This is a genomic window from Microbacterium sp. OVT16B, assembly GCF_019969705.1.
Taxonomy (GTDB): domain Bacteria; phylum Actinomycetota; class Actinomycetes; order Actinomycetales; family Microbacteriaceae; genus Microbacterium; species Microbacterium natoriense.
Window position 1 is genome coordinate 2,101,867 of record NZ_JAHXZA010000001.1, and the last position, 22,596, is coordinate 2,124,462.

At 68.8% G+C, this 22,596-nt stretch carries 18 protein-coding genes; 5 read left to right on the forward strand and 13 right to left on the reverse strand.

Features of this window, described 5'->3' with window-relative positions; all coding sequences use genetic code 11:
* The first annotated feature begins 21 nt into the window (after nucleotides 1-21).
* Nucleotides 22-1,851 carry a DEAD/DEAH box helicase gene (locus LC438_RS10005; protein ID WP_181155903.1) on the forward strand — a complete coding sequence of 610 codons (1,830 nt, stop codon included), beginning with the start codon at nucleotides 22-24 and terminating at the stop codon, nucleotides 1,849-1,851.
* Between the two features lie 48 nt (nucleotides 1,852-1,899).
* On the opposite strand, the gene LC438_RS10010 is transcribed toward LC438_RS10005, so the two are convergent.
* Genes LC438_RS10010 through LC438_RS10025 form a run of 4 tightly spaced genes read right to left on the reverse strand, consistent with a single transcriptional unit; the run spans nucleotide 1,900 to nucleotide 7,065 of the window.
* Nucleotides 1,900-2,361: a hypothetical protein gene (locus LC438_RS10010; RefSeq protein WP_223586463.1), complete on the reverse strand. Its 462-nt coding sequence runs from the start codon at nucleotides 2,359-2,361 to the stop codon at nucleotides 1,900-1,902.
* A complete protein-coding gene (gene ligA, locus LC438_RS10015) occupies nucleotides 2,358-4,724 on the reverse strand; it encodes an NAD-dependent DNA ligase LigA (RefSeq protein ID WP_223586464.1) in 2,367 nt (788 codons plus the stop codon). Before ligA ends, LC438_RS10010 begins: the two co-directional genes overlap by 4 nt.
* 38 nt (nucleotides 4,725-4,762) lie before the next feature.
* Nucleotides 4,763-5,860 (reverse strand): tRNA 2-thiouridine(34) synthase MnmA, encoded by a 1,098-nt coding sequence (mnmA, locus tag LC438_RS10020; RefSeq protein ID WP_105674915.1) that lies wholly within the window; start codon nucleotides 5,858-5,860, stop codon nucleotides 4,763-4,765.
* A 44-nt stretch (nucleotides 5,861-5,904) separates the two neighbouring features.
* Nucleotides 5,905-7,065, reverse strand: coding sequence for a cysteine desulfurase family protein (locus LC438_RS10025; RefSeq protein WP_223586465.1), 1,161 nt, complete (start codon nucleotides 7,063-7,065; stop codon nucleotides 5,905-5,907).
* Between the two features lie 92 nt (nucleotides 7,066-7,157).
* On the opposite strand from LC438_RS10025, the gene glgX reads away from it, so the two are divergent.
* The 3 genes from glgX (at nucleotide 7,158) to glgB (ending at nucleotide 13,569) form a co-directional block, all read left to right on the forward strand.
* Nucleotides 7,158-9,230 (forward strand): glycogen debranching protein GlgX, encoded by a 2,073-nt coding sequence (glgX, locus tag LC438_RS10030; protein ID WP_223586466.1) that lies wholly within the window; start codon nucleotides 7,158-7,160, stop codon nucleotides 9,228-9,230.
* Between the two features lie 65 nt (nucleotides 9,231-9,295).
* Nucleotides 9,296-11,368, forward strand: a complete 2,073-nt coding sequence (locus LC438_RS10035) for an alpha-1,4-glucan--maltose-1-phosphate maltosyltransferase (protein WP_374197875.1) — start codon at nucleotides 9,296-9,298, stop codon at nucleotides 11,366-11,368.
* The gene (gene glgB / locus LC438_RS10040) at nucleotides 11,365-13,569 is read left to right on the forward strand and encodes a 1,4-alpha-glucan branching protein GlgB (protein ID WP_223586467.1); all 2,205 of its coding nucleotides are present in this window, start codon (nucleotides 11,365-11,367) and stop codon (nucleotides 13,567-13,569) included. Before LC438_RS10035 ends, glgB begins: the two co-directional genes overlap by 4 nt.
* A 39-nt stretch (nucleotides 13,570-13,608) precedes the next feature.
* On the opposite strand, the gene LC438_RS10045 is transcribed toward glgB, so the two are convergent.
* Nucleotides 13,609-14,547, reverse strand: a complete 939-nt coding sequence (locus tag LC438_RS10045; RefSeq protein WP_105674905.1) for a tetratricopeptide repeat protein — start codon at nucleotides 14,545-14,547, stop codon at nucleotides 13,609-13,611.
* Complete coding sequence (locus LC438_RS10050; RefSeq protein ID WP_223586468.1) at nucleotides 14,544-16,499, reverse strand: glycosyl transferase; 1,956 nt, start codon at nucleotides 16,497-16,499, stop codon at nucleotides 14,544-14,546. The genes LC438_RS10045 and LC438_RS10050 overlap by 4 nt, the downstream gene beginning before the upstream one ends.
* Nucleotides 16,500-16,682: 183 nt before the next feature.
* On the opposite strand from LC438_RS10050, the gene LC438_RS10055 reads away from it, so the two are divergent.
* Entirely contained in the window at nucleotides 16,683-17,732 is a 1,050-nt protein-coding gene (locus LC438_RS10055) for an AI-2E family transporter (protein ID WP_105673370.1), read from the forward strand.
* A 7-nt stretch (nucleotides 17,733-17,739) separates the two neighbouring features.
* On the opposite strand, the gene LC438_RS10060 is transcribed toward LC438_RS10055, so the two are convergent.
* The 7 genes from LC438_RS10060 to pyrH form a co-directional block, all read right to left on the reverse strand.
* Complete coding sequence (locus LC438_RS10060; protein WP_223586469.1) at nucleotides 17,740-18,459, reverse strand: alpha/beta hydrolase; 720 nt, start codon at nucleotides 18,457-18,459, stop codon at nucleotides 17,740-17,742.
* Nucleotides 18,456-18,743 (reverse strand): hypothetical protein, encoded by a 288-nt coding sequence (locus LC438_RS10065; protein ID WP_223586470.1) that lies wholly within the window; start codon nucleotides 18,741-18,743, stop codon nucleotides 18,456-18,458. Before LC438_RS10065 ends, LC438_RS10060 begins: the two co-directional genes overlap by 4 nt.
* A 9-nt stretch (nucleotides 18,744-18,752) precedes the next feature.
* Nucleotides 18,753-19,421 carry a transglycosylase SLT domain-containing protein gene (locus LC438_RS10070; protein ID WP_223586471.1) on the reverse strand — a complete coding sequence of 223 codons (669 nt, stop codon included), beginning with the start codon at nucleotides 19,419-19,421 and terminating at the stop codon, nucleotides 18,753-18,755.
* 47 nt (nucleotides 19,422-19,468) lie between these two features.
* Entirely contained in the window at nucleotides 19,469-20,047 is a 579-nt protein-coding gene (locus LC438_RS10075) for a DivIVA domain-containing protein (protein WP_105673368.1), read from the reverse strand.
* A complete protein-coding gene (locus LC438_RS10080) occupies nucleotides 20,047-21,201 on the reverse strand; it encodes a phosphatidate cytidylyltransferase (RefSeq protein ID WP_181155842.1) in 1,155 nt (384 codons plus the stop codon). Before LC438_RS10080 ends, LC438_RS10075 begins: the two co-directional genes overlap by 1 nt.
* 6 nt (nucleotides 21,202-21,207) lie before the next feature.
* A complete protein-coding gene (gene frr / locus LC438_RS10085; RefSeq protein WP_105673367.1) occupies nucleotides 21,208-21,762 on the reverse strand; it encodes a ribosome recycling factor in 555 nt (184 codons plus the stop codon).
* Nucleotides 21,763-21,829: 67 nt separating this feature from the next.
* Nucleotides 21,830-22,546, reverse strand: a complete 717-nt coding sequence (gene pyrH, locus LC438_RS10090) for a UMP kinase (RefSeq protein ID WP_105673366.1) — start codon at nucleotides 22,544-22,546, stop codon at nucleotides 21,830-21,832.
* Nucleotides 22,547-22,596 lie beyond the last annotated feature (50 nt).

Below are 22,596 nucleotides of genomic sequence, written 5' to 3' on the forward strand. Positions count from 1 at the left end.
CGGAGACGCTACCCTTGGTCAGTGACTGAAGAAGACGCTGTGCCCACCGACGCCCCCTCGACCCCCGGATTCGAGGAGCTCGGCATCACCGGGCCCGTCCTCAAAGCCATCAAGGACCTCGGCTACGAGACCCCCTCGCCCATCCAGGCGGCGACGATCCCCACCCTGCTGGCCGGCCGCGACGTCGTCGGCATGGCGCAGACCGGAACCGGCAAGACCGCCGCGTTCGCCCTGCCCGTGCTGGAGCGCCTCGACATCTCGCAGAAGACCCCGCAGGCGCTCGTGCTCGCTCCCACCCGCGAGCTCGCGCTCCAGGTGTGCGAGGCGTTCGAGTCCTACGCGTCGAAGATGAAGGGCGTGCACGTGCTGCCCGTCTACGGCGGTCAGGGCTACGGCGTCCAGCTGTCTGCGCTGCGTCGCGGCGTGCACGTGGTCGTCGGCACCCCCGGTCGCATCATGGACCATCTCGCCAAGGGCACGCTCGACCTGTCGGAGCTGCAGTACCTCGTGCTCGACGAGGCCGACGAGATGCTCAAGATGGGCTTCGCCGAGGACGTCGAGCAGATCCTCGCGCAGACGCCCGAGGAGAAGCAGGTCGCCCTGTTCTCCGCGACGATGCCTCCGCAGATCCGCCGGCTCGCGCAGCAGTACCTGCGCGACCCCGAAGAGATCAGCATCAAGTCGAAGACCGCGACGGGCACGAACATCACCCAGCGCTACCTCGTGGTCTCGTACGCGCAGAAGGTCGATGCACTCACCCGCATCCTCGAGGTCGAGAACTTCGACGGAATGATCGTCTTCGTCCGCACGAAGAACGAGACCGAGACCCTCGCCGAGAAGCTCCGCGCCCGCGGCTACTCCGCCGCCGCCATCAACGGCGACGTGGCGCAGGTGCAGCGCGAGCGCAGCGTCAACCAGCTCAAGGACGGCAAGCTCGACATCCTCGTCGCCACCGACGTCGCGGCGCGCGGTCTCGACGTCGAGCGCATCAGCCACGTCGTCAACTTCGACATCCCCACCGACACCGAGTCGTACGTGCACCGCATCGGCCGCACCGGACGCGCCGGGCGCAAGGGCGACGCGATCAGCTTCATCACGCCTCGTGAGCGCTACCTGCTCAAGTCGATCGAGCGCGCGACGCGCCAGGAGCCGACGCAGATGCAGCTGCCGAGCACCGATGACGTGAACACCACGCGTCTCGCACGCTTCGACGACGCGATCACCGCGGCGCTGAGCGAGACGGCACGCATCGAGAAGTTCCGCGACATCATCGCCCACTACGTGCGCAACAACGACGTGCCGGAGTCCGATGTCGCCGCCGCTCTCGCGATCGTCGCACAGGGCGAGACGCCGCTGCTGCTCGACCCGTCGAACGACCCGCTCTCCAAGGCCGTCGAGGCCGACAACCGTCCTCCCCGCGAGCGCGGAGCGCGTGACGCGCGCGAGCCCCGCACAGAGCGTCGAGGACGCGGCGACTACGCCGCCTACCGCATCGAGGTGGGCCGCCGTCACCGCGTCGAGCCGCGCCAGATCGTGGGCGCGCTGGCCAACGAGGGCGGTCTCGGCCGCGACGACTTCGGTGTCATCAACATCCGTCCCGACTTCTCGATCGTCGAGCTTCCGGCGAACATGGACGCCTCCGTGCTGGAGAAGCTCCGCGACACGCGCATCTCCGGCCGTCTCATCGAGATCAAGCCCGACCGCGGTCCGCGCGGCGGTGCACGCCGAGACGGCGACCGCCCGTCCTACGGCGACCGCGGTCCGCGACAGGACCGCGGAGAGCGCTCGTTCCGTGACGATCGCCCAGCCCGCGAGGACAAGCCTTTCCGCAAGCCGCGCCACAAGGCCTGATCGGCGCCGACCGGCGCTCAGGGAGTCCTGAGCCCCGGTCGCGCTGCATCAGCCTCGTGCGAGCCGGGCGGCGAGATCGATGAGCGCCTCGGGGTGGGCGAGCAGCCGTCGCTGCTGCGGGTTGTCGATGAGATGCTGCAGCAGTCGGTGCGCCCCGACGACGGTCGGGCTCCAGTAGCCGCCGACATGGTGGCGGCTGAGGGGCATCTCGATCGCTTCGCCGTCGACGATCACCTCGACCTGGCCGTCGTCGGGATCCACACCGGGATCCGACAGCATCAGTGCTGCGAGAGCGCCGAGCAGGAGCGTGCTCACGAGTCCTGGCAGTCGGAACCTCGTCGTCGGAACGGCGATCTCTATGCGCTCCACCGCATCCCAGGTGAGGATGCCGCGGTTCTCCATCCCCTCGCGGAGAAGCACCGCATCGGGCGTCAGCCGCAGATGATGACGACCCGGGTCTCCGACGGCGAGAGCATCGGTGACAGCGATCAGTGGACCGTAGCGCTTCACCCGAGTGCCGACGGGCCCTCGGTCACCAGCAGGTGGAACTGCGCCGCGTCCAGGATGCGGATGCCGAGCTCCTCCGCCTTCGCGAGCTTGGATCCGGCGCCGGGGCCTGCGGCGACGAAGTCGGTCTTCTTCGAGACGCTCGAGGCGGCCTTGCCTCCCGCCTTGAGGATCGCCTCCTGCGCGCCGTCACGCGTGTACCCGTCGAGAGAGCCGGTGGCGACGACCGTGAGACCGTCGAGCACACCTCCTTCGACGACTGCGGCTCCAGGACCCGGATGCCCCGGAGTCGACCACTGCACGCCCGCGTCCGCCCAGCTCCGGACGATGTCCTGATGCCAATCGACCTCGAACCAGGCGAGGAGGGAGTCGGCGATGATGCCCCCCACGCCCTCGACAGCCGCCAGATCTTCACGCGATGCCGCACGGATCGCATCGAGGGACCCGAACCACTGCGCCAGGGCGCGTGCCGCGACCGGTCCGACGTGGCGGATGTTGAGCGACACGAGGAGGCGCCAGAGCTCCTTCGTCTTCGCCTTCTCGAGCTCGGCGAGGAGCTTCGTGGCGGCCTCTGACGGCAGCACCTCGCGATAGTCCTTCCTGACTCCGAGGCGGCGGCGCACCGCGGCATCCATCGCCTCCGTGCCCGGCGGGTACTGCGCAGGGCCGAGCTTCTGGAACGGCGCCCGACGCACGAGCTCACCGGTCTCCTCGTCGACCTTGGGCTCGCCCGTCTCGGAGTCGCGCACGACCACGGAGATCGGCACCAGATCGCCGAGCGCGAGGGAGAACAGCCCCGCCTCCGTGTCGAGAGGCGCGACCGCCGGCGGCTCCGCCTGCGTGAGGGCGGCGGCGGTGACCTCGCCGAGCACCTCGACGTCGAGCGCGCCGCGAGAGCCGATGTGCTCGACGCGACCGCGGACCTGTGCAGGACAGGAGCGCGCGTTCGGGCAGCGGAGGTCGATGTCGCCCTCCTTCATCGGACGAAGCGGGGTTCCGCACTCCGGGCAGTCGGCGGGCATGACGAACTCCCGTTCGGTGCCGTCGCGCTTCTCCACCACGGGTCCGAGCACCTCGGGGATCACGTCACCCGCCTTGCGCAGGACGACCGTGTCGCCGATCAGCACGCCCTTGGCCTTCACGACGTCCTTGTTGTGGAGGGTCGCCTGGCGCACCACGGAACCGGCGACGTGCGCAGGGGCCATCACGGCGAACGGCGTCGCCCTGCCGGTGCGTCCGACGGACACCACGATGTCGAGGAGCGTCGTCTGGACCTCCTCCGGCGGGTACTTGTAGGCGATCGCCCAGCGCGGGGCGCGACTGGTCATGCCGAGCTCGTCGTGCAGCGCGAGTTCATCGACCTTCACGACGATGCCGTCGAGCTCGTGCTCGATGTCATGACGGTGCTCGCCGAAGTGCTCGACGAACCCGATGACCTCGTCGATGCTCGTGCAGACCTTCGCATGAGGGCTCGTCGGCAGGCCCCAGCCCGCGAGCAGTTCGTAGACCTCGCTCTGCGCGGAGACCGGAGGGTTCTCCCACGCGCCGATGCCGTGCACGTACATCGCGAGCGACTCGATCCGCAGCAGGCCGGCCTCGAGTTCGAGCCCGTCCTTCTTGTCGATCTGCTGGCGGAGGCCTCCGCTCGCGGCGTTGCGGGGATTGGCGAAAGCCGGGAAACGACGGGCGGCGGCCGCGCTCGCCTTCTCCTCGTCGAAGGGCTTCTTCGCTCCGCTGCGGGACTCCCAGCGCGCGAGGGCATCGGCGTAGGCGCGCTCGCGGAAGGATGCCTGCGCGGCGTTGAGGCGCTCGAAGGCGGCCACGGGGATGAACACCTCGCCGCGTACCTCCACGATCGACGGATGCCCCGTGCCGCTCAGCCGTTCGGGGATCTCAGGCAGGCGCAGGGCGTTCTCGGTGACGATCTCGCCGACACGGCCGTCTCCGCGTGTCGCCGCGGACGTGAGCACGCCGTCCTCGTATCGCAGGTTGATCGCGAGTCCGTCGATCTTGAGCTCCGTGAGCCAGTTCACATCGCGCCCCGCGGCGGCCCGCGTCTTCGCGGCCCATTCGCGGAGCTCCTCGATGGAGAAGACGTTGTCGAGGCTCAGCATCCGTTCGGCGTGCTCGATCGTGTCGAGTCCCGTCGACTCGGCGGCGCCGACCATCTGCGTGGGCGAGTCCTGCCCCTGCAGCTCCGGATGCAGCCGCTCCAGCTCTTCGAGGCGGTGCATCCAGCCGTCGTAGGTGAAGTCGTCGACCACCGAGGTGTCGCGTCCGTAGTACGCGTCTTTCGCCTCGAGTATGAGCGTGGTCAGCTGTTCGGCCTCGGTACGGGCGTCTTCCAGCGAGATGTTCTCCGGCACCCCGTCAGTCTACGATCGGGGGCCGACATCGCACGGCTCTAGACCCCGGCGGGCACCGCCGACACGGTGCGGTCGATCGTGAACTGCCCGAGGACCCTGGTTCCGACGTACAGCACGGCCGTCTGCCCCGGCGCGACGCCGTCGAGCGGCACCTCGGGCACCACCCGCAGTCCGTCCGGCTCCACGAAGGCCTGCGCGGGCACCGGCTCGGCGTGGGCGCGGATCTGCACCTCGCAGGCGAAGGATCGCTCATCGGGCCCCGCACCGGCCCAGCTGAAGCGCCGACCCGAGATCTCCGCCGTCGCGAGAGCCTCCTTGGGGCCGACGACCACGGTGTTCGAGACGGGCCGCACCTCCAGGACGAACCGCGGCTTGCCGTCGGCCGCCGGCACCCCGAGCTTGAGCCCCCGACGCTGGCCGACCGTGTACGCGTGCGCTCCCTCGTGCGAGCCGACGACGGCGCCCGCGCGATCGACGATGTCACCGGTGGCCGTGCCGACCTTCTCGGCGAGCCAGCCGCGCGTGTCCCCATCGGGGATGAAGCAGATGTCGTGGCTGTCGGGCTTCTGCGCCACGCTCAGGCCCCGCTCCTCCGCCTCGGCGCGGACGAGCGCCTTCGACGGCGTCTCTCCGAGCGGGAAGTACGTGTGGGCGAGCTGCTCTGCGGTGAGCACGCCGAGCACGTAGGACTGATCCTTCGCGTCATCGGCGGCACGATGCAGCTCGAGCCCCGAGTCGGTGGGGACGAGGTTGGCGTAGTGCCCGGTGCAGACCGCGTCGAAGCCCAGCTCCAGCGCTCTTTCGAGAAGAGCGGCGAACTTGATCTTCTCGTTGCAGCGCATGCACGGGTTGGGCGTGCGACCAGCCTGGTACTCGGCGATGAAGTCGTCGATCACGTCGTCGCGGAAGCGCTCCGAGAAGTCCCACACGTAGAACGGGATTCCGAGCAGGTCCGCTGCTCTGCGAGCGTCGAGGGCGTCCTCGATCGTGCAGCAGCCGCGACTGCCTGTGCGCAGCGTGCCGCCGGCGCGGGACAGCGCCAGGTGGACGCCGACGACCTCGTGCCCGGCGTCGACAGCGCGCGCCGCAGCGACCGCGGAGTCCACTCCCCCGCTCATCGCCGCAAGAATTCGCATCCGCCCAGTCTACGAGGGCACGGCTGGACGGGCTCCGAGTGCGTTCAACGCGCCGCGGACGCCCTCGCGTACGCATCCGCGATGACGGAGAGCACCGCGTCGACGTCGGCGTCGGTCGAGGTGCGCCCGAGCGAGAACCTCAACACGCTGCGCGCGTCCTGCTCGCTGCGCCCCATCGCCATGACGACGTGCGACGGTTCGGCGACGCCCGCCTGGCAGGCCGACCCCGTGGATGCCGCGACCCCTGCCATGTCCAGAAGGAACAGCAGGCTCTCACCGACGGCTCCGGGGAACAGCAGGTGCGCGTTGCCCGGCAGGCGGTCCACCAGGTCGCCCAGCAGCACCGCCGCGGGGACGAGCGAACGGATGCCGTCGACCAGCCGGTCGCGAAGCAGGATCAGCCGCTCCGTCTCCGCGTCGAGCTCGGCGGAAGCCAGTTCGAGGGCGGCGGCGAACGCGGCGGCGCCCGGCACATCCTGCGTACCCGCCCGAAGACCGCGCTGCTGCGCTCCGCCGTGCAGGAGAGCGGCGATCCGCGCCGTGCGGGCGACGACGAGCGCCCCCACTCCGACGGGGGCCCCGATCTTGTGCCCGGCGACGCTCAGGGCGACGAGACCGCTCCCGCCTGACGCATCGCCGCGGAGAGCACGGAACGAGAGCGGGAGATGACCGAGGGCGGACACGGCGTCGAGGTGCAGCGGCACTCCGGCATCCGCAGCGGCCGCGCTCAGTGCACGCGCGTCGTTGACGGTTCCGACCTCGTTGTTCGCGACCAGCGCGGTCGCGAGCGCAGCACCGGGCAGCGCCTGAGCGAAGCCGAAGACGGGGATGCGCGCCTCCGCGGTGACCGCGACAGGACGCAGCACGGCGCCCCCGGCGACCAACGAGGCGACGGTGTCCATCGTCGCGTGGTGCTCGGCATCCGGCATCACGATCGCGTCGGCGCCCTCCGCCCTCGCGCTCCACAGACCCTGCAGGGCGAGGTTGATCGACTCCGTCCCGCCGGAGGTGAACACGACCTCGATGGGCTCGCATCCGAGCACCGCGGCGGCGCGCTCGCGCGATTCCTCGAGCAGACGGCGGGCGTCCTGCCCCGCTCCGTGCGTGGACGAGGCGTTTCCCACCACGTCGGTCGCCGCCAACCAGGCCTCGCGCGCCTCCGCACGGAGGGGCGTGGTCGCTGCATGGTCGAGGTAGTGGCGCATCCCTACAACTCTCCCCTATTTCCGGCACCGTGGCACACGGAACTGAGTACGCCCTGTCGTGAGACCCGAGCCCCGCCCCCTAATGTGTACCTATGCCCGCGAACCGAGACTTCACCGTGCCCGGCGGTCCAGCACTCGACAACCTCGGCGTCCGTCTGCACGACGGCGTCGGCACCCTGCGCGTCTGGTCTCAGAACGCCTCCTCCGTCGAGCTCGTCGTCTTCGACGCCACCGACCTGGACTGGGTGACCGACCAGGTCGACCTCGAGCGTCTCCCCGGAGGCGTCTGGGAGGTCACGACCCCGCTCCTCCAGCCCGGAGTCCGCTACGCCCTGCGCGTCGGTGGACCGCACGGCCCGGGCAACACGTTCAACCCGGAGACCCTTCTCCTCGACCCGTACGCGCGCGGGCTTGCCCAGGGCGACGGCTACGAGGAATGGCGCTCCGTCGTCATCGTCGACGGCTTCGACTGGGGCCAGTCGCAGAAGCCCCGAGTGCCGCTCGACCGCACCGTGATCTACGAAGGACACCTGAAGGGGCTCACCAAGCGCCAGCCCGATGTTCCTCCGGCGCTCCACGGCACCTACGCGGGCCTCGCCCACCCCGCGATGATCGAGTACTTCCACTCTCTGGGCATCACCTCGATCGAGCTGCTGCCCGTGCACGCGTTCGTGCCGGAGCCTCGGCTGCTCGAACGCGGCCTGACGAACTACTGGGGCTACAACACCCTGAACTTCTTCACTCCGCACACCGCCTACGCGACGGAGGAGTCCCGCAAGGGCGGCCCCGAAGCCGTCCTCGCCGAGTTCAAGGGCATGGTCCGGCTCCTCCACGAGGCAGGTCTCGAGGTCATCCTCGACGTCGTCTACAACCACACCGCCGAGGAAGGTCTCGGCGGTCCCCGGTGGAGCATGCGCGGCATCGACAACGCCAGCTACTACCGACAGGACGCGAACGGCGCGTACATCGACACGACCGGGTGCGGCAACACCGTCAACACCTCGACGGATGCCGGCGCCCGTCTCGTCCTCGATTCGCTGCGCTACTGGGCCGAGGAGATGCAGATCGACGGGTTCCGCTTCGATCTCGCGACGGCTATCGCCCGGGACGCCGCGCACACCTACACCCCCGAGCACCCGTTGCTCACCGCGATCTCGAACGACCCGGTCCTCAAGGACACGAAGCTCATCGCCGAGCCCTGGGACGTGGGCCTCGGCGGCTGGCAGACCGGGAACTTCCCGGCGGGCTGGCACGAGTGGAACGACCGCTACCGCGATCGCGTCCGCAACTTCTGGCTCAGCGACATCGACTACGCACGACGCGCATCGGCCCCCGTGGGCATCGGCGGTTTCGCGACCAGGCTCGCCGGATCGTCCAACACCTTCGCCGATGAGCGCGGCCCCCTGGCCAGCATCAACTTCGTCACCGCGCACGACGGCTTCACCCTGCACGATCTCGTCTCCTACGACGTGAAGCACAACGAGGCCAACGGCGAGCAGAACCGCGACGGCGCCGACATGAACCGCTCGTTCAACCACGGCATCGAGGGCCCCACAGACGACCCGGCCATCCTCGCCGCGCGGCGCAAGGCGATGCGCAACCTGCTGGGCACTCTGCTGCTCTCGGCCGGCATCCCCATGCTCACCGCCGGCGACGAGGTGGGACGCACGCAGCGCGGCAACAACAACGCCTACGCGCAGGACTCGGCGATGACGTGGCTCGGCTGGGATGAGGAGCCGTGGCAGGAAGACCTCCGCGCGCACGTGTCTCGTCTCATCTCGCTCCGCTCCGAGAACCCCGCCCTGCGCCCGAGCAAGTACGCGCGGCTCGGCGAGCACATCCCCAACGCGAGCGTCATGGACTGGTTCGACCAGAACGGCGAGACGATGGAGAGCGAGCAGTGGACGGACCCGGGGAACCGGACGATCCAGTACGTCGCCGCCTCGACCCCCGACACGGAGGCCGCCAACAGGATCCTCCTGATCGTGCACGGCACCGAGGCGCCGATCGACGTGCGGCTGCCCGAAGAGATCGAGGGAGCGACGCGCTTCGTCGAGCTCTGGTCGAGCGCCGATGAGCGTCCGTCGGATGCCGCGGAGGTGTTCGCACCCGGCGACGTGCTGCCCATTCCGGGCACGTCTATGCGCCTCTTCCGGGTCGAGTGAATCGTAGCGCGACCCGCCCTGTCACCTCGCTACCCGCGTTGCTCGGGTAGCGGTACATTCAGGGTGTGGCAGCACGCGCGAGTACCCGGACCACGGCTCTTCGAAGCCCCTCTCAGATCCCCCTGCGCCCCCTCGGCGCCCATTCGGACGGCGAGGATCTGCGCACGACGCGCATCCCGCTGCTGAACGGCGCCCCCCGGGTGCCCGGCGGGTTCGCCCCCAAGGCCTTCGTCGGAGAAGTGGTGCCGTTCAGCGTCGTCGCGTTCCGAGAGGGGCACGACATCATCGGCGTCCAGCTGCGGCTGGTCTCCCCCGAGGGCGAGGAGTCACTCCACCGTCTCCGCCCTCGGAAGGACGGCACCGACGCCTGGGCCGCCGAGCTCGCCGTCGACGTCCAGGGGGCATGGACCTTCGTGTTCGAGGCCTTCTCCGACGACTTCGCGACCTGGGCGCACGCCGCGGAGCTGAAGATCGCGGCCGGCGTCGACGTGCCGGTGATGGCCGCGCTCGGCGCGGACCTCCTCCTCCGCGCCGCGGCGGAGAAGGACCGCCCCGCTCCGCAGCGCACGCACCTCGCCGCCGTCGCCGCATCCCTCGCCGACGGGGATGCCGACCTCGCTCTCGCCGCGTCGACGGATGCCGAGCTGGCGCAGATCTTCCACGATCGCCCACTGACCTCCCTTCGCTCCGCGACCGCACCGCAGACGCTCCTCGTGGAGCGCACGGCCGCGGGCGTCGGCGCATGGTACGAGTTCTTCCCGCGGTCGGAGGGCGCGAAGCGCCTGAAGGACGGCACCGTCAAGAGCGGCACGTTCCGCACGGCCGCCAAGCGCCTTCCCGCCGTCGCCGCCATGGGGTTCGACGTGATCTACCTCGTTCCGATCCACCCGATCGGCACCACCAACCGCAAGGGCCGCAACAACACCCTCACCACCGAGCCGGGAGATCCTGGCTCCCCCTATGCCATCGGAGCGGCAGAGGGCGGTCACGATGCGATCCACCCCGACCTCGGCAAGCCCGCCGACTTCCGAGCGTTCGTCCGGGCGGCGCAGGCAGAAGGGCTCGAGGTCGCCCTCGACCTGGCGCTCCAGGCCTCCCCCGACCACCCCTGGGTGGTCGAGCACCCCGAGTGGTTCACGACCCTCCCCGACGGCACGATCGCGTACGCGGAGAACCCTCCGAAGAAGTACCAGGACATCTATCCCCTGAACTTCGACAACGATCCTGAGGGCATCTACCAGGAGATGCTGCGCGTCGTGCAGCACTGGGTCTCGCAGGGCGTGAAGATCTTCCGCGTCGACAACCCCCACACCAAGCCTCTGCAGTTCTGGGAGTGGCTGATCTCCACCGTGAACGCGGCCGACCCCGACGTGATCTTCCTCGCCGAGGCGTTCACCCGCCCTGCGGTGATGCGCGCACTTGCCGCTGTCGGATTCCAGCAGAGCTACAGCTACTTCACCTGGCGCAACACCAAGGCGGAGCTCGAGGAGTTCCTGACCTCCGTCTCCCACGAGACGAGCGACTACATGCGTCCGAACCTGTTCGTGAACACGCATGACATCCTCACCGAGTACCTGCAGTTCGGCGGACGCGCCGCGTACCGGATCCGCGCGTGCATCGCGGCGACCGCGGCCCCCGTCTACGGCGTGTACGCGGGCTACGAGCTGTTCGAGAACGTGGCCCGCCCCGGGTCGGAAGAGAACATCGACAACGAGAAGTACGAGTTCAAGCTGCGGGACTGGGAGGGAGCCGAGGCCGCCGGGGACTCCCTGGCCCCGCTCCTCCGCCGCCTCAACGGCATCCGTCGCGAGCACCCTGCACTCCGTCAGCTCCGCAACCTGTCGGTCCACTGGAGCGACGATGACGCGGTGCTCGTCTACAGCAAGCATCTCGACGCCGAGTTCACCGGCACGGGGGCGTCCGACACGATCATCGTCGTCGCCAATGTCGACCCGCACTCGGTGCGAGAGACCACGGTGCACCTCGACACGACCGTGTGGGGCGTGCCGCTCGGTGAGAGCTTCGAGGTCGAAGACCTCGTCACGGGGGCTGTCTGGACCTGGGCAGACCACAACTACGTGCGCCTCGACTCGTTCAGCGAGCCGGTGCACATCCTGAAGGTGAGGGAACGAGCATGAGCTACGTCGAAGACGTGACGGCATCCGCAAACTGGGCCACCGTCGCTGGAGCGTCTCATCACGATCCGCACTCCGTGCTCGGCGCTCATCCGTTCAAGGATGCGGCGGATCGCACGACGACGCTCATCCGCGTCCGTCGACCGCTCGCCTCATCGGTCGCGGCCGTCTTCTCCGACGGCACCCGCCTCGACCTCACCCACATCGCCCACGGGATCTGGGAGGGCCAGCACGACGGCGCTCCGGTGGCCTATCGCGTCGCGACCGCGTACAACGACGATCCGGAGACCCTCGTGGGCGACCCCTACCGCCACGTTCCCACACTCGGCGACATCGACCTGCACCTCATCGCCGAAGGGCGTCACGAGAGGCTCTGGAAGGTGCTCGGGGCGCATCCCCGCACCCTCGACGGCGACACCGGCGTCTCGTTCGCGGTGTGGGCCCCCAACGCCACCGCCGTGCGGGTGGTCGGCGACCACAACGGCTGGAACGGCGAGGCGCATGCGATGCGCTCGATGGGCGTCAGCGGCGTCTGGGAGCTCTTCATCCCCGACCTCGATCTCGGCGCCAGGTACAAGTACGAGATCCGCACGCGGTCGGGCGACTGGATCCTCAAGGCGGATCCGATGGCCCAGGCCGCGCAGGTGCCCCCGGAGACGGCGTCCGTCGTCACGGAGTCCTCGCACACCTGGTCCGACGGCGCCTGGATGACGCGCAGAGCCGCCACGCACGCCGTGGCGCAGCCGCTCTCCGTGTACGAGGTGCACCTCGGGTCGTGGCGCGGCGGCCTCGGCTACCGGGACGCGGCGGATCCGCTCATCGAGCACGTCACGAACGCCGGCTTCACGCACGTCGAGTTCATGCCGCTCGCCGAGCATCCGTTCGGCGGCTCCTGGGGCTATCAGGTCTCCGGCTACTACGCGGCGACCAGCCGTTTCGGGTCGCCGGACGACCTGCGGTATCTGATCGACCGCCTCCACCAGGCCGGCATCGGCGTGATCATGGATTGGGTGCCCGGGCACTTCCCGAAGGACGCCTTCGCTCTCGCGAAGTTCGACGGTCAGGCGCTCTACGAGCATCCGGACCCCCGTCGTGGCGAGCACCAGGACTGGGGCACCCTGATCTTCGACTACGGTCGCCCGGAGGTCCGCGGCTTCCTCGTGGCGAACGCCCTGTTCTGGCTGAGCGAGTTCCACGTCGACGGACTGCGGGTGGATGCCGTGGCCTCGATGCTGTACCTCGACTACTCGCGCAAGGACGGCGAGTGGGAACCGAACGTCCACGGCGGGCGGGAGAACCTCGAGGCCATCCGCTTCCTCCAGGAGGTCAACGCGACCGCGTACCGTCTGCACCCCGGCATCCTGATGATCGCCGAGGAGTCGACGGCCTTCCCCGGCGTGACCGCGCCCACCGACCACGCCGGCCTCGGGTTCGGATTCAAGTGGAACATGGGCTGGATGAACGATTCGCTCCAGTACATCGAGCGCGATCCCATGTACCGCGCCCACCACGAGGGCGAGATGACGTTCTCCTTCGTCTACGCCTTCGGGGAGAACTATCTGCTGCCCATCAGCCACGACGAGGTCGTCCACGGCAAGGGCAGCCTGCTGGCGAAGATGCCCGGCGACCACTGGCACAAGCTCGCGAACATGCGCGCCTACCTCGCCTACATGTGGGGGCATCCCGGAAAGAAGCTGCTCTTCATGGGGCAGGAGTTCGGTCAGCTGGCCGAGTGGTCCGAGTCGCGTGAACTCGACTGGTGGCTGCTCGAGCAGCCGTCGCACGCGCAGCTGCAGGATTTCGTCGGCACGATGAACCGCACCTATCGCGCACAGGCTCCGCTCTGGGAGCGCGACAACGACGGATCGTCCTTCTCACGCCTCGGCGCGCCGAGCTGGGACCCGACGGTGATCGCCTTCGAGCGACGCGACGGACACGGCGGACGCCTGGTCGTGGTGAGCAACTTCGCCGGCGTCGAGCGCACCGGATACCGGCTGAGCCTTCCGCGGGAGGGCGTCTGGAACGAGATCCTCAACACGGATGCGGCGGAGTACGGCGGCCGTGGTTCGGGGAACCTCGGCGTCGTGGTCGCAAGACCCGACGGGGCGGAGGCGCCGACGGCGACGATCACCCTTCCCGCGCTGTCGACGATCTGGCTGCGCTATCAGGGCGAGCCGCACGTGCCGACCATCAACCACGGCTGATCGCTGCCGTGGGCCCGTGACGGGCCCACGGCGCATCGATCAGAACAGCAGCGAGGTCAGCCGGTTGCGTGCAGCGCCGACGCGGGGATCAGCGGCCCCGATGAGACCGAAGAGCTCGACGAGGCGCTCCCTCACGGCGGTGCGCTCGTCGGACGGCAGCTTCTCAAAGAGATCGAGCAGTCGCCCGAACGCGTCGTCGATGTGTCCGCCTGCGAGATCGAGATCGGCGACATCGAACTGCGCCTGCACGTCGAGCGGACCTGCGGCCGCGGCCGCACGAGCAGCCTGGAGGTCGAGAGACTGCACGCGATCGAGAAGACGCACCTGGCCGAGGCCGGCGATCGCCTCCTCATCGCGAGGGTTCTCCGCGAGCGCCTTCTCGTAGGCCACGATGGCGGCGGCGTAGTCGCCCGCCTCGATCGCGGCGTAGGCCTCGGCATGCAGCGGGGGCAGCGGCGGCTCTTCGGGCTCGGCAGCGGGCTCCGCGCCCTCTCCCACCGTGAGCGTGCCGGTGACGCCGTTCTGTGCGGCGAGCTGCAGCAGCTGGGCGAACACGTCCCGCACCTGCTGCTCCGGCACCGCACCGGTGAACATCGGCACGGGCTGACCGGCGATGACCGCCACGACCATGGGGATCGACTGCGCGCGGAACCCCTGCGCAAGCTGGGGGTTCGCGTCGACATCGACCTTGGCGAGCAGCACGCGGCCGTTCAGCTCGCGGGTCACCTTCTCGATGATCGGGCTGAGCTGCTTGCAGGGACCGCACCACTCCGCCCAGAGGTCAACGACGACGGGGACGGTGCGAGAGATCTCGAGGATCTCGCCGAAGGACTCGTCGGTGGCGTCGACGACGACGTCGGTCACGCCGGGCGCGGGTGCTCCCTGCGCGGGGGCTCCCTGCGCGGGGGCAGCGGGGCGGTTGCGGAGCGTCGACAGGTCGACGGCGCCGCGAAGGGCTGCGGGCGAGATCTCGCTCACTTGATCACCTCGACGGAGAGAAGGTCCTGCCGCACGGCGAGGAGACGGATCTGCTCCGTCGACCCCTGCGCCGGAACGGCGAAGAACAGCTGGAACTCGTACTTCGTTGCCACGCCCTTGGCGGACTCGGTGACTCCGGTCAGGGCCTTCGCCTCGGGGTTCTTCTCGAACCGGATCACGGCTTCCGCCGACGTCGGAGTGACCGTCTGCGTGTCGATCAGGGAGACTGCGACGATCGCTCCGCTGTCGAGTGTCGTCATCGAGACCGGCGGCGAATCCGACGGGACGATGTCGAAGGCGGTCTGCGAGGTCTCGGCGGCGTTGTTGGCGGCGAGGTTGTCCACCACGGCCTGCCTGCTGTCGCGGATGGAGGTCGCGTATTTGAGCGCCAGCTCATCGAATGCGCCGTAGGACGCGCTCTGCTCGTTCGCATCGACCACGTCGGCGAACGCCGCAGCGAGCTTGCCCGGAGCCAGACTGAGGAACGCGGAATCGTCCGGTACGAGTGACGTGCCGAGCCACGGGGCGACGACTTCGGGGAACACCGAGTCCGCCGACATCTCCGCGATGTTGGTGACCTTGTAGTTCGACCACGGGTCCTGCTGCGTCATGGTGAGGATGACGGGCGGCACGGTCTCGTCGCCCTTGCTCTTCGACAGCAGGAGCACGGTGCGCGGCCAGCGATCGGTCGCCTCGGGAAGCACGACCTCGACGTCATCGGTGGGGATGACCGCCGGGACGGGAGTCTCGGGGATCGCGGCGCGCAGTGCGTAGTCCGTCGCGCGCGTCGCCAGCGCGGCGCCGTCGAGACGGGTCTTCGCGAGTTCGATGTCCATCGCGGAGTCCGCATCCGCCACGGTCGACGAGATGCTCTCGAGGATCCGCTTCGCCTGCGCCTCCGTGACAGCCGGCGGCTTCTGGTTCTCCGGGGCGATGACGGTCGGCGTCGGAGTGGGGGTGGGCGAGGATGCCCCGAGCTGCGGCCACGAGTCGGCCGTGCACCCGGTCGCCAGGACGGCCGTGACCGCGAGAGCGGGAAGGGCGAGCGCCCAACGGCGGCGAGCCGGTCGCGCGCTCCGCATCTCGGCCTTCGGCGGCGTGGCGTCCGGATCGTTCTCCGTCGGCGCCTCCGGCGTCTCAGCGGCGTCTGCGGCGGCGGGCGTGGCCGAGGATTCGATCACTGCGCGTTCGGCTGCCGGCAGCGCGGCCACGTCGATGGGCTCGGTCACCGGGAGCGGGCCAGGGCCCTTGCGGCGCGGGCCGCGTCCGCGGCGCTGGTGACGGATCGCGAGGATGTAGAGGACGAGGCCGACGAGCAGGACGAGCACACCGGCGGCGACGAGGGGGCCGGCGAGCGGCGTGGAGGTGTCCAGCGGCCAGGAGACCTTGATGTCGTCGGGTGCGTTCTTCGTGCCGTCGTAGGCGATCAGCATGCTGACCCCGTCGGGCAGCTGCATCTTGTCGGCGATCAGGGTGTCGGCGTCGGTGAAGGAGTCGAGCCAGAGGTCGGATCCGGCGGGGTTGTGCCCGCCGGTCGTCGCATCGGTCGATCCGTCATCGGCGGCCGGCGTCTCGGTGGGTGCCGGCGTCGAGCCGTCGCCGGTTCCGGGATCCGCAGCATCCGACTTCTTTGCCTCGACGAGCTTCACGTTCAACGCGCCGCTCTTCCCGACGGTGACGTGGTTGTACGAGGTGTCGGCGAGCCAGGCCTTCATGTCGGCCGTACGACCGTACGCGGCGAAGATGTCTCCGCCTCCCTGCACGATCAGCGTCTGCATCCCTGGGTGCTGGCGCAGCACGTCACCGTCCAGCATCACGAACGGAGCGGGCTCCTCGACCTTGACCGTCGTCTGCTGCGAGTCGGGACCCAGGAAGATGGTTCGCTGTGCGATGCCCGCACCGATCAGAACCGTGGCCAGCACGAAGGCCACGACGGCCCATACGAAACGCACGAATAGTCTCCTCACGCGCCTCGGACATCCGTCCGAATCGCAACACTCGACGTTCCAGCCTAGCGAAAGCTCCTGTGTGTTGCCCACGAGGGCGTCGGCGGACCGGCTCCACGGCACGTCGGGAGCGTCCGGAAGGGCTCTGCTCGATAGCCTTGCTTCAGCCGATTCTCCCGAGGAGCTCCGATGAAGATCCACAACCCGTTCCGCACCGCCCTCGTGGCGACGCTCGGCGTGGGTCTGGGCGTGATGCTCATCGGCAGCCTGCAGAATCTGTCGACGATCCTGCTCTACGTCGGCACCGCACTGTTCCTCAGCCTCGGCCTCGACCCGCTCGTGTCCTTCCTCGAGCGGCGCCGTCTCCCCCGCTGGCTCGCCGTCCTCGTGACGATCCTGGCCGTGCTCGGAGTCTTCGCCGGGATCGTCCTGATCGTCCTGCCGGTGCTGGTCGATCAGATCTCCGAGCTCGTCGCGCAGATCACGGCCATCGTGCAGCGCAGCAACCTGATCGACGACACGCGGGACTGGATCGTCGCCACCTTCCCGAATCTGGATGTGGACAAGGTCTTCAGTTACCTGGAGGACTGGCTCAACACGAATCTCGCGGAGATCGGCCAGGGTGTGATCGCCGCCAGCGGGGCGATCCTCGGCGGGCTCTTCGGCGCGTTCATCGTGCTGATCCTGACCATCTACCTCACCGCGTCGACCCCGTCACTCAAGCGGGCGGTCTACCAGCTCGCTCCGGCGTCGAAGCGCGAGCGCTTCATCGACCTCGCCGAGCAGATCACGGACTCCGTGGGGTACTACGTCATGGGTCAGGTCGCGCAGGGCGCGATCAACGGCGTGCTCAGCATGATCTTCCTCTCGATCATCCAGGCGCCGTTCACCGCGGTCCTCGCCGTCGTCGCCTTCTTCTTCTCTCTCATCCCGCTCGTCGGCACGCTGACGGGATCGACGATCATCGTGCTGGCGTGCCTGATCCCCGGCCTCGGCTCCCCCGCGACCGCGATCGCCGCAGCCATCTACTACCTCATCTACATGCAGATCGAGGCGTACATCATCTCGCCGCGCATCATGAGTCGGGCGGTATCGGTCCCCGGTGCGGTCGTGGTCGTCGCCGCTCTCGCCGGTGGAAGCCTCCTGGGCCTGCTCGGCGCCCTCATCGCGATCCCTGTGGCCGCGAGCGTCCTGATCATCTACCGGCAGGTGCTGATCCCCCGGATGAACGAACGCTGATCCGTCGTCAGTCCGTCGGCCAGTGCGTGGCCAGCGGAAGCACGGAAGGATTGACGGCCGCAACGATCTCCGTGAGGACCCGCCTCGTCTGGCTCTCCCCCACCCAGAGGTGCTTGCCGCCTTCGACGGCGATCAGCCGGGCATGAGGGATCGACGCGAATCGGTCCGCCGCCTCCTTCGGGCGCAGGTAGTCGTCGAGTTCCGGAACGAGGACGACCACCTCGTGATCGGTCTCCGCCCATGCGGCGACCTCCGCCTCGGTGGCGCGGTGCAGCGGTGGGGACAGCAGGATGATGCCCTCGATGTCGTGCTCTCGGCCGTACTTGAGCGCGAGCTCGGTGCCGAACGACCAGCCGACCAGCCAGGGACGGGGAAGAGCGCGCTCGCGGACGAAGTCCATCGCGGCAGCGACGTCGAACTGCTCGGCCGCTCCGCCGTCGAACGCGCCGTCGCTCGTTCCTCTGGGCGACGTCGTCCCGCGCGTGTTGAAGCGCAGCACTCCGAGATCCGCGAGCGCGGGGAGACGGGCGGCCGCCTTCCGGAGGATGTGGGAGTCCATGAATCCGCCGGCCGTCGGGAGCGGATGCAGCGTCACCAGCGTCGCGACAGGCGCATGCGCCTCGGGAAGAGCCAGTTCGCCGACGAGAGTGAGACCATCCGCCGTCTGCAGGACGATGTCCTCACGCGCCGCCGGCAGCTCCAGGGGGCCACGGATCTCGATGGTCATGCAATCCTCCAGCAGTGCGAATGCCAATGACGGCGCGCAGCGAGGTCGGCGGCATCGCCGAGCACCCCGTCTGCACGCCAGGCCACGAGATGAGCCGTCCCCGCCTCGACGGAGCGACCGCATCCGGGGCAGATGTAGTCCTTCAGAGCTTGGGCGCCCGAGACCGGCTGCACGATCCACTCGACGCCGCGGCGCACCTCGGTGCGCTTCCAGGAGGAGAGCAGACGATCGAGGGAGTCGTCGGTGTCAGGGCGCGCCGGACGGCGTTTTCGTGAGCGGGCCATGACCCGAGCTCACCACCAGTGGTTCTTCGACCAGAACGCCTGCGCGCCCGCCCAGCTGCCGTAACGGCCGGTCGCGTAACCGGTCGCCCAGCGCAGGTTGTCCACCGGGTCGTAGCCGTTGCCCGGGACCTTGCTGCACGGGAGAGCCTGGACGAGTCCGCAGGCGCCCGAGCTCCTGTTGGTCGCGTTGGGATTCCATCCGCTCTCGCGGGAGACGATGTAGTCGACGTATCCCCAGTCGCCTTCGGCGATCCCTGCGGCCGACATCCACTCGGCGGGAGCGCCGCCGCCCGTGTAGAAGAGCGGTCCACCTCCCCCTCCGCCGCCCGTCGAGGCCGGCTTCGCCGTCGCCGTCGGGGTCGGCTTCGGGGTCACGTAGACCGAGAAGGTGCCGCGCTCGATCGGAGCGATCGTCGCACCCTCGACCGTGACGGTGAGGTTCTGCGTGTCGACCAGGGCCGCCGAGAACGCCGATTCGGTCGCGGCCTCTGCGGGCGGATCGGCCAGCGCGATACCGGTCGGCGCGACCATGGCGCCCGCGAATCCGACGACCGCGAGAGCGGCGACGATACCTGCCGCCCGACGTCCGCGGGTTCCCGTGCGCGACGACAACGCCGTGGATGCCGGAGCAGTCGTCACGTCGTTTCGTTCGGAGATCATGTCTTTTCGGGAGTTCACGATGCGTGGAAGTCTACCGGTCATCTCTGAGACGGGCCTCTGAACTCTCAGCGAACGGCCAGGATGACGTCGACCGTCGCATCGATGAGCGCATCCACCTGCTCTTCGCGGTACCCGCCGCGCTGCATGCGGAAGGCGGCAGAGCGCAGCTGCTCGGCCGTGAGCGCCTCACCGTCGCGAAGGTAGCGAACGATGCGTGCGGCGACGTGGTCCACCTCGTCGATCCGGTAGCCGAACGTGAGCACACCGGTTCGAGCGAAACGATGACGCTTGCGCCGCGCCAGATGATCCAGGATCACCTGGGCCTCCTCGCGGGCCTGCTCGACCCAGACGCCCGCACCCTGCGAGCGCACGACCCTGTCGCGCTCGCGTCCGGCGAGGGCGTCCTCGACACGACCGAGAGCCGCGTCGACCTCCGCCACCACGTAGCCGTTCTTCACCAGAGGGAAGGACGCGACGCGGACATCCGCCGCGGTCAGGTCACCGCCGCCCTCGAACGCTGTGCGAGCCGCGGACAGGAACGTGTCGACGGCAGCGCGGTGGTACCCGCGGGTCCGTCCGCTGACGAGAGAGAACGCCGGCGGAGCCTCGGTCTTGTCGAGAGCGAGAGAATCTTCTGAAGCCATCACAGCACCACCCAGGGAGAGAGAAGGAAGTAGAGGCACAGGGCGGGGATCGTCGACGGCAGGATGCTGTCGAGGCGATCGAGCAGCCCCCCGTGCCCAGGCAGCCAGGAGCTCATGTCCTTGATGCCGATGTCACGCTTGAGCATGCTCTCGGCGAGATCGCCGAGAGTGGCCGACAGCAGGATGGCGACTCCGAAGATCGCTCCGGCCCACCACGGCAGCTCGAGGAGGAACAGCGCGAGGAGCACGCCGGCGGTGATCGACGCGACGACGGCCCCGGCGAATCCCTCCCAGGTCTTCTTCGGGCTGATCCTGGGGGCCATCGGGTGCTTACCGAAGGCCAGGCCGGCAGCGTACGCTCCCGTGTCGGCCGCGACGGCGATCGCGATGAAGCTCAGCACCCACCACTGTCCACCCTCCTGACGGAGCAGGATCAGCGCCACCGCTGCGAGGAAGGGCACATAGATCTGGACGAATCCGCCGATGACGGCATCCGAGAGGACATCCCCGTAGGTGCGCCCGTCCTTCTCGACCATCTGCGCGACAAGTCGCCACACGATCACGAAGGCCACGGCGAGGAAGAGCATCACCCAGACGAGCCAGATCTCGACGAAGTAGGCAGGGCCTACCAGCAGAGCCGCGGCGATGAGCTGCGGTGCCAGATCGATCCGTCGACCGGCACCACGCAGCGCGAGCGTGACTTCGTACACCCCGAGAAGGGCGGCGGCCAGCGCCAGCGGCACGAAGTAGACCTTGTCGAACAGAAGGGAGGCGAGCAGGGCTGCGCCGAACGCGAGGCCGATTCCGATCGCGAGGATCAGGTCCCGACCGGTGCGCTGCTTGATCCGCTCATTGCGCTGCTTGATCCGCTCGTTCGCCTGATCGAGCTGGTCACGAGCATGGGAGACGTGGCTGCCCAGCTCATCGCGAGCCGCTCTCCACTGCTCCCGGATCGCGTTGTGCTCCCCCGTGCTCAGAAGAGCATCGGACTGGACGGGAGCGGGCAGCGAGGGTCGCGGCGGGATGCTCGATGCGTCGAAGGCCGGAAAGGCCTCATCGGCAAGCGGAACGCCGTCCGACGGGGTCGCCGAACCGCGCGCCTCTCGGCGCCCCGGCGGCGTGCCGTCGACGGCCTCGCGCGAATCGTCGGACATGTCCGATCACACCTCGAGGAGCTCAGCCTCTTTGCGCTTGAGAGCGTCGTCGATCAGATCGACGTGCTGGCGCGTGAGTGCGTCGAGTTCCTTCTCGCCTCGAGCGATCTCGTCCTCGCCGAGCTCGCTCTTCAGGGCGTCCAGCTCGTCTTTCGCCTTACGACGGATGCCGCGGACGTGGACCTTCGCGTCCTCGCCCTTGGCCTTCACGAGCTTGACGTACTCCTTGCGACGGTCAGCCGTCAGCTCGGGCATCGTCACGCGCACGATGTTGCCGTCGTTGGTCGGGTTGGCGCCGAGGTTCGGCATGTCCCTGATCGCCTGCTCGATGGCCTTCAGCGCGGACTTGTCGTACGGCGTGATGATGAGCGAACGCGCCTCGGGGTTCGCGAGCGAGGCGAGCTGAGCGAGCGGGGTCGGCGTGCCGTAGTAGTCCACCAGCACCTTCTGGAACATCTGGGGGTTCGCACGTCCCGTACGGACCGTGGCGAAGTCCTCCTTGGCGGCATCGACGGCGCGCGTCATGCGAGAGGTGGTTTCAGCGAGGACATCCGCGATCACGGTGACTCCTATCGTCGGGGTGTTCTGAAAATTCTATCGGTCGCGGGCTCTGAGCCCGCTGAGGCGCTCAGGCGGTGACGAGAGTGCCGATGGGCTCGCCGAGCAGCGCACGAGTCACGTTGCCCGCGGGCTCCATGCCGAAGACGCGCATATCCATGTTGTTGTCCATGCACAGGCTGAACGCCGTGGAGTCGACGACTTTCAGGCCGCGCTGCAGCGCGTCGCGGTAGGTGACCCGCTCGATGCGCTCGGCATCGGCATGCTTGTTCGGGTCGGCGGTGTAGATCGCGTCGACGCCGTTCTTGGCGACGAGGACCTCCTGGGCGCCGATCTCGAGCGCGCGCTGAGCGGCGACCGTGTCGGTCGAGAAGTAGGGCAGGCCTGCCCCTGCGCCGAAGATCACGACGCGGCCCTTCTCCATGTGCCGCTCCGCGCGCAGCGGGATGTACGGCTCAGCGACCTGGGTCATCGAGATCGCGGACTGGACGCGGGTGGGTGCGCCTGCCTGCTCGAGGAAGTCCTGCAGGGCGAGGGCGTTCATGACGGTGCCGAGCATGCCCATGTAGTCCGCACGACCACGGTCCATACCGCGCTGGCTGAGTTCGGCGCCGCGGAAGAAGTTGCCTCCACCGACGACGATCGCGATCTCGACGCGATCGACGGCGGCCGCGATGTCACGGGCGATCTGGCTGACGACGTCGGGGTTGACGCCCAGCTGACCGGCGCCGAAGGCCTCACCGGAGAGTTTCAGAAGGACGCGGCGGCGTCCGGTGCGTTCGGTCATGGGTGTTGTCCTCTCGTCCCGATTCAAGATAGTGCCTCTTGGGCATGAAG